General features: G+C 61.4%; 10 protein-coding genes. 7 read left to right on the top strand and 3 right to left on the bottom strand.

Annotated elements, in window-relative coordinates; translation table 11 throughout:
* The first annotated feature begins 18 nt into the window (after nucleotides 1-18).
* From ACZ0AI_RS11005 to ACZ0AI_RS10990, 4 genes are all read left to right on the top strand, one after another.
* Nucleotides 19-1,410 carry an aspartate aminotransferase family protein gene (locus ACZ0AI_RS11005; RefSeq protein WP_463565773.1) on the top strand — a complete coding sequence of 464 codons (1,392 nt, stop codon included), beginning with the start codon at nucleotides 19-21 and terminating at the stop codon, nucleotides 1,408-1,410.
* Nucleotides 1,411-1,508: 98 nt separating this feature from the next.
* Nucleotides 1,509-2,876 carry a glutamine synthetase family protein gene (locus tag ACZ0AI_RS11000; RefSeq protein WP_463565772.1) on the top strand — a complete coding sequence of 456 codons (1,368 nt, stop codon included), beginning with the start codon at nucleotides 1,509-1,511 and terminating at the stop codon, nucleotides 2,874-2,876.
* A 169-nt stretch (nucleotides 2,877-3,045) separates the two neighbouring features.
* Nucleotides 3,046-4,038 (top strand): hypothetical protein, encoded by a 993-nt coding sequence (locus tag ACZ0AI_RS10995; protein WP_463565771.1) that lies wholly within the window; start codon nucleotides 3,046-3,048, stop codon nucleotides 4,036-4,038.
* Nucleotides 4,035-5,129 (top strand): hypothetical protein, encoded by a 1,095-nt coding sequence (locus tag ACZ0AI_RS10990; protein ID WP_463565770.1) that lies wholly within the window; start codon nucleotides 4,035-4,037, stop codon nucleotides 5,127-5,129. The genes ACZ0AI_RS10995 and ACZ0AI_RS10990 overlap by 4 nt, the downstream gene beginning before the upstream one ends.
* Nucleotides 5,130-5,237: 108 nt before the next feature.
* Here ACZ0AI_RS10990 and ACZ0AI_RS10985 read toward each other — a convergent pair whose 3' ends face one another.
* The 3 genes from ACZ0AI_RS10985 to ACZ0AI_RS10975 all read right to left on the bottom strand — a co-directional run bounded on the left by ACZ0AI_RS10985 (nucleotide 5,238) and on the right by ACZ0AI_RS10975 (nucleotide 7,400).
* Nucleotides 5,238-5,702, bottom strand: a complete 465-nt coding sequence (locus tag ACZ0AI_RS10985; protein WP_463565769.1) for a hypothetical protein — start codon at nucleotides 5,700-5,702, stop codon at nucleotides 5,238-5,240.
* Nucleotides 5,703-5,917: 215 nt separating this feature from the next.
* Entirely contained in the window at nucleotides 5,918-6,136 is a 219-nt protein-coding gene (locus tag ACZ0AI_RS10980; RefSeq protein ID WP_225839170.1) for a hypothetical protein, read from the bottom strand.
* 268 nt (nucleotides 6,137-6,404) lie between these two features.
* The gene (locus ACZ0AI_RS10975) at nucleotides 6,405-7,400 is read right to left on the bottom strand and encodes a LysR family transcriptional regulator (RefSeq protein WP_463566131.1); all 996 of its coding nucleotides are present in this window, start codon (nucleotides 7,398-7,400) and stop codon (nucleotides 6,405-6,407) included.
* Nucleotides 7,401-7,547: 147 nt separating this feature from the next.
* On the opposite strand from ACZ0AI_RS10975, the gene ACZ0AI_RS10970 reads away from it, so the two are divergent.
* From ACZ0AI_RS10970 to ACZ0AI_RS10960, 3 genes are all read left to right on the top strand, one after another.
* Entirely contained in the window at nucleotides 7,548-8,342 is a 795-nt protein-coding gene (locus ACZ0AI_RS10970; RefSeq protein ID WP_463566099.1) for a response regulator transcription factor, read from the top strand.
* Nucleotides 8,343-8,428: 86 nt separating this feature from the next.
* Nucleotides 8,429-10,822 carry a hybrid sensor histidine kinase/response regulator gene (locus ACZ0AI_RS10965; protein WP_463565768.1) on the top strand — a complete coding sequence of 798 codons (2,394 nt, stop codon included), beginning with the start codon at nucleotides 8,429-8,431 and terminating at the stop codon, nucleotides 10,820-10,822.
* A complete protein-coding gene (locus tag ACZ0AI_RS10960) occupies nucleotides 10,819-13,134 on the top strand; it encodes a TonB-dependent receptor (protein ID WP_463565767.1) in 2,316 nt (771 codons plus the stop codon). Before ACZ0AI_RS10965 ends, ACZ0AI_RS10960 begins: the two co-directional genes overlap by 4 nt.
* Nucleotides 13,135-13,375: the final 241 nt, after the last annotated feature.

Below are 13,375 nucleotides of genomic sequence, written 5' to 3'. Positions count from 1 at the left end.
ACATTTGGAGTGTCCTTCATGTTCAACAGTGGAATCAGCGAGTCGGCGGTCGCAACCTTCGTGGCCGGTGAACGCGAGCGTTTTCTGCAGAGCAACCCGAAATCCGTCGAGTGGGCCAAGCGTGCCCGCAAGTCACTGTTCGGTGGCGTACCGATGCACTGGATGAGTGACTGGTCGATGCCCAGCTCGCTGTTCGTCAGCCGAGCCAAGGGCGCGCGTTTCTATGATGTCGACGGCCACGAGTACATCGACTTCTGCCTCGGCGACACCGGTAGCATGTTCGGCCATTCGCCCGAGCCCATCGCTCAGGCCATTGCCGAGCAGGGCGCCAACGGCCTGACCACCATGCTGCCGGGTGAAGACGCGGTGATCGCCGGCGAGTTGCTCGCCGAGCGCTTCGGCTTGCCGTTCTGGCAGGTGGCGACCACTGCCACCGACGCCAACCGTTACGTGATCCGCTGGGCCCGTGCGATCACCGGGCGCAAGGTGCTGCTGGTGTTCGACGGCTGCTACCACGGCACCGTCGACGACGTGATGGTGCGCTGCAAGGAAGGCCGCACCGTGCACCGTGGCGGCCTGATCGGCCAGGCACGCAACCTGGCCAAGACCAGCCGCGCCGTGCCGTTCAACGATGTCGCCGCGCTGGAGGCAGCGCTCGCTCAAGGTGATGTCGCGGCGATTCTCTGCGAGCCGGCGATGACCAACATCGGCATGGTGCTGCCCGAGCCGGGCTTCATGGAAAAGGTTCGCGAGCTTAGCAAGCAGTACGGCAGCCTGCTGATCATCGACGAAACCCACACCATCTCCACCGGCCCCGGCGGCTGCACCCGCGCCTGGAACCTCAAGCCGGACTTCATCACCCTCGGCAAGCCCATCGCCGGCGGCGTGCCGTGCTCGGTGTACGGCTGCAGCCACGAGATGGCGCAGGCCATGCGCCTGGCTCAGCAACATGCCAGTGAAAACAGCCACGGCCATGGCCACAGCGGCATGGGCACCACGCTGTCGGCCAACGCGCTGGCCATGCGCTGCATGCGCGTGAACCTGGAAGAGGTGATGACACCGACCGCCTACGATCACATGCTGCCCCTGGCTGCACGCCTGGCGGCGGGCTTGCGTCAGCTGATCGGCAAGCACGGGCTGAACTGGTCGGTGACCGAGTTGGGGGCGCGCTGCGAATTCCAGTTCTGCGCCACGGCGCCAAAGACCGGTGCCGAAGCCGAAGCAGCCTTCCATGACAGCTTGCAGATGGCCTTGCACCTGTACCTGATCAACCGTGGCATCCTCATCACACCGTTCCACAACATGACTCTGTGTTGCCCGGACACCAGCGCCGCCGACGTCGACAAGCTGCTCGCCACCCTCGATGCAGGGCTGACCGAGCTGCTGGCGATTCCCGGTGCCCGTGCCTGACCTGTGCTGTCGATTGACCGCCGCGATTCTGCTGCCACGCCCTGAAGGCGGGCAGGGGATTACAGCGGTGTTTTCTGTAATTTTTACGAGAGCTGACCATGCAATTCGCCGATATCCAGGAAGCCCGCGACTTTCTCGCCGCCCACCCCGAGGTGCGCAGCATCGAGCTGATGCTGATCGATGCCAACGGCGTGCCGCGTGGCAAGCTGCTGCACCGTGATGAACTGCTGGCGATCTATGAACATGGCCGGCCGCTGCCCAGTTCGATCCTGGCCTTGACCATCCAGGGTGAGGATGTGGAAGCCACTGGCCTGGTCTGGGAAGTGGCCGATGCCGACTGCTGGACCTATCCGCTGCCTGGCAGCCTGACCCTGCAGCCCTGGCGCAGCACACCTACCGGGCAACTGCAGGTGAGCATGCACCCGACCCAGGGCCTGCCCGCCACGCCGGCCGACCCTCGGCATGCCCTGGTGCGGGTGATCGAACGGCTCAAGGCCGATGGTTTTTACCCGGTAATGGCCGTGGAACTGGAGTTCTACCTGCTGGACAAGCAGCGCGACGCCGCGGGGCGGCCGCAACCAGCGCTGCAGAGCAATGGCGTGCGACCTCAGGCGCCGCAGGTGTATGGCGTGTACGAGCTGGAGCAGTTGCAGCCGTTCCTCGACGACCTGTATGCCGCTTGCGACGTGCAGGGCCTACCGGTGCGCACGGCGATTTCCGAGTACGCGCCTGGCCAGGTCGAGCTGACCCTGGAGCACCGCTTCGATGCGCTGCAGGCCATCGACGAAGGCATTCGCTACAAGCGCCTGGTCAAGGGTGTCGCCAACAAGCATGGGCTGCAGGCCTGTTTCATGGCCAAGCCGTTCGGCGATCTGGCCGGCAACGGCTTGCACATGCACGTGAGCCTGGCCGATGAGCAGGGCAACAACCTCTACACCAGCGAAGACCCACAAGGCACGCCGCTGCTGCGCCACTCCATCGGCGGCATGATGGCCACGCTGCTCGACTCCCTGGCGATCTTCTGTCCCAACGCCAACTCGTTCCGCCGCTTCCAGGCCAACAGCTACGCACCGCTGGCCAAGAGCTGGGGCGTGAACAACCGCACCGTGTCGTTCCGCGTGCCGGGTGGCCCGGCCAACAGCCGCCATATCGAGCACCGCATCTGTGGCGCTGACGCCAACCCCTATTTGGCGGCAGCGGCGATTCTCGCCGGCATCCACCACGGCATCCGCGAGCAGATCGACCCGGGCGCAGCCATCGTCGGCAACGGCTACGAGCAGGCCACCGAATTTCTGCCTACCGACTGGCTCACAGCACTGCGTGCCCTGGAGCAATCAACCTGGGCCAGAGAGGCGCTGGGCGAGGCGTTCCTCAAGGTATTTCTGGCGATCAAGCAAACTGAGTACCGCCAGTTCATGGCCGAGGTCGGCGAGCAGGATTGGCGTTGGTATCTGCACCACGCTTGAGTGGCATAGCTAGGCAGCAGCGCCGCGAGCCACGGACAACATCGCGCGGCTCGCTGCCTGGATTTGGGCCAAGCAAAACACCTGTTCTCACAGTATGATGGCGTATAGCTATGTCGTGCCTCGCGCCAGTGGTGCGCCGGCATGACGCTGCGCATCGTCGGGAGAGGGCATGGGCACGGATCTGCTGAGCAAAGCGCAACTCAAGGAGCTGGTGCGACGGGTCATCGTCGCCCAGGGCAATGCCTTCATCAAGGAACTGCTGCGTGGCACCAGCGTCCGCATCGGCGCGACCAAGGAAGACTTCGCCGACAATCTGGATGCCGCCATCGATGCCGACGAGCTGACCCAGGAAGGCCTGGAGGCATGGCTGGCGGAAGTCGAAGGCTGGGGCGATCAACACCTTTATCTGATTCAGCCGCCGCAGGTGGAGATCGGCGCGCTGGCCGCCGGTATCGCGGCCAGCCCCCATGCCGCTCTGCTGCAGGCGAGTGCCAGCCTGGATTTCCCCGAGGCGCTGGAGCTCAAGCACATCGGTCTTGGCGATGGCGGTCTGTCGATGCTCTGGCATCAGGGCAAGGCTGGCTGGAATCGCTGGAAACCCAAGGACTTCGCCATCGAGGAAGGACTGGAGCGTTATCGCTTCGATGCCTATCGGCAGCGCCTGGATCGCAGCGTGGTTCGCTACGAGTGGCGTTTTGGCGATCCCTATGCCGCGATTCTGATCCATCGCAACCCTGATATTGACCACAAGGCCGTGTTCCAGGATGTGCGCATGACCCTGGCAGCGATCGGCTGCCCGGATGTCGCTCCGCTGCCGATTCCGCTCGACCAGGCGGTGAAAGTGGCGGCGATGAAGGGCAAGGGCGTGCATTCCACCCGCTTCGAGCTCGATGGCGGCTATGTGGAAATGGCCTCGACCCTCGCAGAAGGTGGCATCGACGCCGTGGAGCCGGTGCGTGTGGTGCTGCAGGCTGTAGACACCGGCCAGTTCGACAGGGCGCAGGGCATGCTGCATTTTGCCGCCGAAGAGCATGGCACCAGCCGCCGTATCGCCGTTCAGGTTTATGGGCGCGAGGCGCGCTTGCGGATCTGGGCGCAGTGCAAGCGCGAGGACATCGTGCGTATCGTCGAGCTGCTCTGGGAGTACAACAACGCGCCATGAGCCCGTCATCACATGGCCGCTGGCAAGCGGAAATCGACCGGCGCCTGGAGCAGGGCGTCGAGCTGGAATTTACCCTGGCGCAGTTCGCTGGGGTAGTCGGTGCCCAGGACAGCGACACAGCACTGCAGGCCTTCCTCGACAACCTGGTCGCATCCACCGCAGCACGCAGAATCGATTCCTACCGCTGCCCCTTACGCGGCTGCGACAGGGTGCTGCCGCCCGGCGGCCAGCCTACGTCATGCCCTTACTGTCACACCGACTATCTGCAGGACGGCTGTGAGGTCATCGCTGAACATTTCTACCGTCTCGTGGGCGAAACCAGCCGCGATATCCGCTGGGTGATCGTTATCCATGGCATGAACAGCCGCGCCAAATGGCAGGAAGCGTTCAGTTGGGAAATCGCCAATCGGCTCAGCTATTCCGCTCCCGTGCTCATCTACAAATACGGTTGGGCGACCATCGACGTGTTCGCCCGCTGGCTGCACGATCAGCTCGCCAAGCGATTGGGTGAGCGAATGAGGATTGCCATCGAACAGGCGGAGAAAAGCCGGCTTCCGACCGCGCCGGACATCATCGCCCACAGCTTTGGCACATTGCTGTTGTCGCGTGTGCTGGAGAACCCGGATTTCGCCGACCTGAAGTTCGGCCGCATCATCACTGCGGCAAGCATCGTGCGTCCGGATTTCGATTGGGATCGACTGATCGCCGAGGGCCGCGTGGAAGCGGTGCTGAACCATGTCGGCGGCCAGGATGGTGCGGTGCCCTATGCGCAGTACGCCATTCCCGGTGCGGGCCCCGGTGGGGTAGCGGGTTACGACGCAAAGACCGTTCTCAATGTGCGTACCCAGACTTATCGCCATTCGGGCTTCTTCATTCCCGAGAACCTGCGCGTGCTGATATCACGTGAGGGCCTGTGGCATGGTTTTCTGACTCGCCCGCTGGCGCACTTTCGCCCGCCTGGCAGCTTCGTACCCGAAGCCCGCTGGCGCCCAGCGTCGTTGCTGGCGCGCATCCCCACACGTGCGTTGGCATATACGGTGTTTTGCCTGCTGGCGCCGTTCTCGTGGCTGCGCCGGCGGCTGGATCCTTGAGCGCGTTCTGAACAGTAGTGCCGTGCACCAGCAGGCACAGCCAAACGCCAGGGCGCTTGCGAAACCTGGCGTTTGGGTCGGAGTAGGGCGCTGCTGATGCGCCCGGTATCAGTTGCTCGGCCGCTGCTTGGTCGAGTCCAGCTCGCTCTTGCTGGCAGTGGTGATCTCGGTGATTTGCGCGGACTTGGCAATCGCGTAATCGAAAGTGTCCTGCATCTTGGCGATGGCTTCGGTCGGCGTTCCTTTCAGTCCGCCACTGGCTGCCCAGTCGAGATTCCAGACCCCTGACAGATCGTCCGCACCCGCCACGTCGTGGGTTTCGATGGCGGTGAATACGTCAGGATGGCGCTGCATGTACTTGGCCGCCTCGACGACATCGCTGGGCACCTTGCCCGACGTGTCGTTGGCCAGTTGCGAGACTTCCTGTTTGGTAATCGCACCCTTGCCGTTCTGGCGCATGTAGTCGGCAATGGATTTGCTGGACTTGGCGATGTCCAACTTCGCATCGAATGCCGAAGTCGATGAACTCGGCGTATTCGGGTTACCGCCAGTAGGCGAAACGGTAGTAGACATCGGCCCTGCTCCCTCAGTGGATGAATGACACGTGGCAGCGATACTGCCGTCACCACTGACGTTATCAGCAAGCAAATGGCCACTGCGCATTGCCTTCACAGCAATTCGCAAACACCTGAAAATTTCACAGCGTTTCACAGTGGGCTGAGTTGCCAGCAGGCCAAGCTGACGCACCGCTATTGACGATGCGCGCTCGGTCTCTGTAACGGTTGCGGCTAGAGGCGCGGGGCGCTTTTCACGGTTGAAAGCGCTCTTTCGATCGCCTCGTGTGGTGTTGAAGCGAGGGGCTGTTCGACGTGGTTGTACTTGCTGTTATCCAGAATAAGCACCTGGGCTGTCTGAGCCAGCTTGTCGACGTCATAACCCAGGTCGATACAGGCACCCAAAACGGCCAACATGGCCTGCTCCAGCACCATCTCACTATGCGTAGCCATATCTGCACCTCAGCGGTGGCCTGTAGCCGGCCGGAAGAAAGATCAAGCGAATGTGCTGCTACTGATGAGGTATGACTACGCAGCAACCAGAAGGATTCAGCTCATGTTGGCGCGCAGCGCAGTCGACCGATGAAATGTCATCTGGACGACGAGCAGATTGCGAGATGGCTCGTTTCGATAAACGTGCTTCAGAGGAGCAGCAGTTTTGTTTGACGGGTTCTGAAGCGACAGTTGACGGGGCTTTAGGGGCTGATTTCAGTCATAACCTTCATTCTTGAGCGGTAGCGAGGCCCATCAAAGCAGCCATGCCGGCGGTTGGCTGAACCTCGAGTTCGTCACGAAGGTGCTGAACTAAAGCGCGGGCTGCAGGCGTTATGCTGCGGTGGGGATTGGTGAGCGTATACAGCACTGCCGCTTTCGGGTGTTCGGCTGGGCAGGCCTGTTGCAGGCGCCCGGCTCGTAGATCGTCGATGCAACTGTGCAGCGGTACGCAGGCCAGGCCTAGGCCGGCACGGGCGGCGTCGAGCATCGACTGGTAATCGTGTAAGCATAGCGCTGCTCTGTCCAGCGCCTTCTCCCCATCTACCAATAGCCAGGGCCGTAGGCCCGTGGAGGATCGGGTGGTAAGAAGATCCATATCGCTCAGCTCATCCAAACGGTTGGGATTACCAAGGTTACTCACCTTCTCGGGGCTGCCCACAATCACCATTTCCAGGCGTGCTATGGCCCTCGACACGATGTCGTTGCTATCGCCAGGCACCTCATGGAGGCTGAGCGATATATCCAGGTGATTGTTCGCCAGTTCAGTTTCACCATCGGCCTCACTCAGGTAGAACTCGATATTTGGATACCGATCTCTGAACGTGCGCAGGCAGGTATAGAACCAGGGCGACAATACTCTGGGCGCGGATAGATGAACGGGGCCACGTGGTGGGCCATTGGCATCCCTGGCGATCTCCTCGACCGCTTTGGCAGCGTCAAGCATATCCAGCGCATGACAATAAATGCGTGAGCCGATCGGGGTGAGATGAAGAGCCCGTGGCCTGCGGATAAGTAGTTGCACGTCCATGCGCTTTTCGAGCTGGATGATTCGCCTGCTCAAATTGGACTTGGCGACTCCGGTACGCTGTGCGGCGGCAGAAAAACTACCCGCCTCCACCACATGAACCAGCCAGTACAGATCGGCCAGGTTGGCGGCGCGTAGCGAATATCGGGGGGGCGGCATTTGGGACGACGTGTGGTCGTATATGGGACGCTGCATCATGTCTATCCACGAGGCTTTGCGTTATCTTATCGCGCTCCTGATGTTAGGCCTTTTGTTACGCCGGACAGCGCTTTTGCTCGCAAGGATAATCGCGTTGATCTATTACCGGTCGTCGGCCGAACCCATGACGTTAATTGGGCTGGAGTGATGCAGAACAATTTCAACAATGCACCGCATATTTTGCTGATAGACGATTCGCCCGAGGAAATACGGGGGTTGGTCGTCGTGCTGCGTCAGCAAGCCTGGCAGTTGTCCATGGCCAGCGACGCCCGTCAGGGCTACCAGCGTGCCCTGTCGCTAAAGCCCGACCTGATTCTGCTCGACGTCCGCATGCCTGGTATGGATGGGTTTACCCTCTGCCGCTTGTTGCGCGAGGCGCCTGCAACCTGCCGCGTTCCCATCATATTCCTGACCTCCTCCGCAGCTGTGGAGGAGCGACTCGAGGGGTTGTCATTGGGGAGCGTCGATTACGTCTTGAAAGGCTGCGACCCTCAGGAAGTTCTGGCGCGCATCCGAATCCACCTGCAACTGGCATGGCGTGAAACGGCGCCCGAGCAAACCCAGCTTCCCGCAGAGCCGGGCAGTGATGACCAGGTTTCGTTGCGTGTGGCCATGCGCTTGATCGCTCAGCACCTCGATGATATGCCTTCCCTGGCAGAGCTTGCCCGCAAGACGGGTACCCACGAAAAGCGGCTTTCGAGCATTTTTCGCGAGCATCTGGGCTGTACGGTGTTTGCCTACATTCGCGAAGCCCGGTTGCGGCGTGGCCAGGAACTGCTGGCCGAGAGTGCGATGGATATTCAGGACATTGCCGATCAGGTCGGGTTTCGCAGCGCCTGCAATTTCACTACGGCATTTCGAGAGCGCGTGGGCATGACGCCAAGCCAGTATCGCCAGCAAGCCCATAACAAGGGTTCGTCGCAGCGAACTGATGCGGACTAGTCATTATGCAAGGCTCATCCCAGTACGATGATCGCTATGGCTCATCCGATGCGGCACCGTGCTCACCCCTTCGCTCCTGTGTGGGCATGAGCAGGGTTTGGCTCAGTGCTTTGCTGCTGGTGCTCATGTGCCTGTGCAGTCCTCTGGTATGGGCCGTCGACGCCTGCCAGGCTGCACGTGTGGATTTGGCACCACAGATACAGATGCTCGAGGATTCCGACGCCAGGCTCGATGCCTTGCAGGTTTCCCAGCTGCCCGCCTCGAAATTCAGCCCGGCATCGCCTGAGCTGCTTGGGCAGGAGTACAGCCATTCAGCCTTTTGGCTACGCTTCGAGGTCGAGAATCGAGATACCCGAATCTGCCAGCGTTGGTTGACCGTCGGCGAACCGCGGCTGCACGACATTCAGTTGCATGTGTTGCGCGGTGCCAGTTGGCAAACGCAAGTTGCCGGTGCGGCGTATCCGCTCGAGCAATGGCCGCTAGCCGAGCGCCAGCCGGTGTTCGAGCTGGTGCTCGAACCAGGTGAACGCGCTCAGGTACTGGTAAGGGTCACCACGCCCACGCTGCTGCTGTTGCACCCGGTTCTGTGGAGTGAAACCGCTCTGCTTAAAGACAGACAGCGGGTTTCGCTGGGTGACGGTATCACCCTCGGTATCGTGCTGTTGGTGGTGCCTTTCAGTCTGGTCGTCGGCTGGATCGTGCGCTCTCGGTTGCTGGCGGTTCACGCGGCAACCGTATTCAGTTACGTCACGGTGACCTGGGTCGCCAGTGGCTATCTGATTACCTGGCCTGCGCTGATGCCCTGGAGTCTGCCCATATGGTCGCTGTTGAGCGTACTGTCTTTTCTGTTTTTCCTGGCTTACGCCCGCGAACTGTTACAGGTTCGCCGCCTGCCTGCGCGTTGGGGCAGGCTCTACGATCTGATCCTGCTGCTATTCATCTGTGCGTGCCTCTGGGGCCTTCTGGTCGATTCGGCCCAGGGGCGACCGCTTGCTGAGTGGTGCACGCGGGTCGCCGCTTATCTGCTGCTGCCTGCGACACTGTTTACGGCCTGGCGAAGAGGCCTGCCGCTCAGCTGGATGGCCTGGGCAGTGCCTGGTTTCATGCTGCTGCAGTTCCTGGTGCGCTATGTCCTGCAACTCGACCAGTTGCCCTGGCAGGCCCGCGGCAGTGTGTTGAGCTTGTCCTCGACGTTGCCGGGGGTGGCGATACTGGTCTGCACGCTGATCACCGAAGTCAGCCGTAGCCGGCGAAGGGAAAAGCGCGCACTGACCGCCCTGGAGCGCCAGCAAAAGGCCGAGCAGGAAAGGCTGGAGAGTACCGTCGCCTTGCGCACCAGCCAGCTGCGCGAGTCGCTGCGTGCCCGCAGTACGCTGATGGCGCGAATCAGCCATGACCTGCGCTCCCCGCTGGTGAGCATCATCGATTACGCGCGCCTCGTTCAGGCAGGTGTCGCACGTGATGATTTTCCCCACAAAATCGAACGCAATGCTCGGCAACAGCTGGAGCTGATCGACGAGTTGCTGGAGTTTTCCCGCAGCGAGCTGCAGCAGTTGGAGTTGACGCTGGCGCCAGGTTATCTCTACGGCTTCCTGCGCGAGCTGGAAGAAGAGGTGGCCTTTCTGGCTGCACGGCAGAACAACCGGCTCGAGTGCCGTTTTGCCGCTGATCTACCCGCATTGGTGCGGGCGGATTTTCGCCGCTTGCGCCAGGTATTACTCAACTTGCTGGGTAATGCCGCGAAATTCACCCACGACGGCTGGATTCGCTTTGAAGTCGATGCCAGTGCCGAAGCGGACGGGCGGGTGCGACTGAGCCTCAAGATCAGTGACAGCGGCATCGGGATCGATCCTCATGCAGGAGAGCAGTTGCTCAAGCCATTCCAGCGTGGCCGAGGTGTCGAATCCTATGACGGCAGTGGGCTTGGGCTGTCCATCGTCACTCAGTTGCTGATCCATATGGGCAGTGAACTGAAGCTGGAACGGCTGGAGCCACGGGGCAGTTGTTTCGCGTTCGAGCTGGTGTTGGAGCCGGCCGGTGAAGATGAGTTGGAAAGCAGCTTCATCGACGAGCATGGCATCGACGTAGAGGGCAATGGCCGGCGTGTGCTGCTGGTCGATGACTTGCAGCAGAATCGTGAGTGGTTGTGCGATTTGCTGTCCGGTTACGGGTTCGATGTGGACTGCGCCGAGAACGGTCTTCAGGCGCTCGAATGGTTGCAGCGCGACACGCCCGATCTGCTCGTCACCGATCAGCGCATGCCGGGTATGGACGGCTGGGAGCTGCTGCATACCCTGCGCTTGAGCTGGCCCGATTTGCCAGTGCTGCTGTATTCGGCGGCGCCCGCGTTGCGCCCGGCAGGCATGTCAGCGCAACTGCGTTTCGATGCCACGTTGCTCAAACCGGCATCGAGCCGGGATCTGATGGCCTGCATCGATACCCTCAGCCGAAGCGGCGCACAGCGGCAGGGGCCAGCATGATGAGGCTCAGACGAACCTTGCCGCACCTGCTGGGCCTGATGTCGCCGTTCGCGGTATGGGCACAAACTGCCGCCCTGCAACTCGATGAAATCAATGTCAGCGCTCGTCATCGTGAAGAACGTGTGCAGGAGGTACCGATCAGTCTCGTTGTGGTTGAGGGAGCGCAGTTTGGCGGGGCCGGCCTGGATACTATGAATGCGCTGGCTGCGCGCATTCCCGGGTTGACGCTCAGCGCTCCCAACCCTCGCTATGCCGCCTACGGAATCCGTGGGCTGGGGTCGAGCTCCGCTAACGACGGGCTCGATGGCAGCGTGGCGGTATTCTCGGACGGCGTTTATCTCGGTCGCCAGGGCATGTCCCTGCAGGATCTTGGCGATATAGAGCGGGTCGAAGTGCTGCGCGGCCCGCAGGGCACGTTGTATGGAAAGAACGCCACGGCAGGCGCGATCAATATCCTCAGCCGGGCACCCAGCTTCGTCAGCGAGGGGAGTGCCGAGGTGAGCATGGGCCAGGACGGCCTGCGCCAATACCGTGCGAGCCTGTCAGGCCCGCTAATCGATGAAGTGCTGGCTGGCAGGTTGAGCCTCTACGACGCTGCGCGCGACGGCGCCATCGAGAATCGCTATAGCGGCCGTGCAGTAGCAGGTGAAGACAGGCAGGGCGGGCGAGGGCAGTTACTGTGGGAGCCCAACGAGTTCTTCAGTGCTCGGTTGATCGGTGAGTATGCCGTGCAGGATGAGAGCGCAGTGCTGGTTGCCAGCAACCTGAGTGCGGTGACTCGTCAGCGTGCCGCCTTTGTCGGGTATTCGCCGCCTCCTGTAGACCCCTACGCCCGCCGCATCGATCACGATGAAGCCAACCGCCTGGAGACCCGGCAACGCGGTCTGACGCTGCTACTCGACAACCATCTCGATCACGACATAACCCTGAGCAGCATCTCGGGCTATCGGGATTGGGCCTATGACAGCAAGAGCGACGCCGACAGTATGGCGCTGTCGATAGCTCGTTCGGCCGTGGATATCGACCATCGCCAGTTCAGCCAGGAACTACGCCTTGCGCAGACGCTCGATGAAAAGTTCGATTATGTGCTGGGTCTCTACTACCTGCGGCAACGCTTTCAGCGCCAGAGTGATGTGCGATTTGGCCCTGATGCCGCGGCATTCTTTCTTGGCGACCGTGCGGAACTGACGTCGCTTGGCGTAACCCCTGGCATGGTGCCGTCGACCTTGCTGCAAGGCGCCCATCAGGATATTCGCGGGGAGCAGAAAAGCGACAGTCAGGCGGTGTTCGGGCAATTCACCTGGAGCCCCACTGAGCGACTCGCCATCACGCCGGGGCTGCGTTATACCCGCGAGCGCAAGCGCGGGCGTATTACCCGATCCGTTGATGGCCTGGCTCCGCTCGGCAGCGATCTGGTGTCGCAGCTCGGTGGCACGCTGCTGCGCGATGTTGCGCTGGGCGGCCAGTACCTGCGCCGCAACAGCATCGAGGAACATAACCTTTCCGGGCAGTTAGCGATCAGCTATCAATTGACCGATGCGGTTACTGGCTATGCCAACTGGTCACGAGGCTACAAGGCCGGCGGCATCAACCTCGAAGTGACGGGGCAGCAGGTGCCACCTACATTCGGCCCGGAGCGGGCTACCTCGATGGAGGTTGGCTTCAAAAGCCGCTGGTGGCAGGAGCGGCTGCTTGTAGACATGGCGTTCTACCAAACGGACGTCGACGACTACCAGGCATTGAGCAACAGCAAGGCGGTCGATGATCTGTCACCGCCACTGCGCGACAGCCTTATCAACGTGGGCAAGGTACGCCTGCGCGGTGTGGAGCTCGATAGTCGAGTGCTGTTGAGTGGCCATTGGCAGTGGCATCTTGCTGCCGCCTTGAGCGATGCACGCTACCGCTCGTTCGAGAACGCGCCCTGCGCGCCGCAAAGCGCAGCATTGTCGTGTGATCTTTCGGGCAAGCGGCTGTTCAATGCACCGCAGTGGAGCGCGGCAACCGGCTTGAATTACCAACGACCATTGGCGCTCGGCTTGGCGTTGTTTGGGGCGCTGGATTACAGCTGGCGCAGTGGTTCATACGGGGTTCTGGAACGAGGTGCCGGCAGTTATCAGCCTGCCTACGGGCTGACCGATCTGCGTATCGGCATAGGCCGTATCGATCAGCAGTGGGCACTCGAGCTATGGGCTAAAAACCTGTTCGACCAGGATTATGCCAGTGCGGTGTACGCCACCCTGGGCTCTGGAGATTACGGTGTTTTACCGGGCCCGCAGCGCAGTCTCGGCATGACCTGGCGAGCTCAGTACTAGCGCTGCTCGCGATTCATCCGGGCGCCTTCTCAGGCTGCACAGCCGCGTACGTGAGTTCGCTTCGAGGTAGCCCGCTCACCGCTCTCATTCGGCCTGCTTTGCAAAATAATCACGGATATCCGCTGCGGCAAAAGTCCCATCCGGTTGGGCAAAATTTGATCGTTCATGGCGTGAGTAGACTCCGCGGGCTCTTCATCCATCGGCTTGACCCGATGGTTGGTTTCCCAAATTTCATGGAGTT

Source organism: Pseudomonas sp. AC355, from assembly GCF_979258205.1.
The sequence above is the reverse complement of the archived record's forward strand: the minus strand, read 5'-3'. Positions and strand labels throughout refer to the sequence as shown.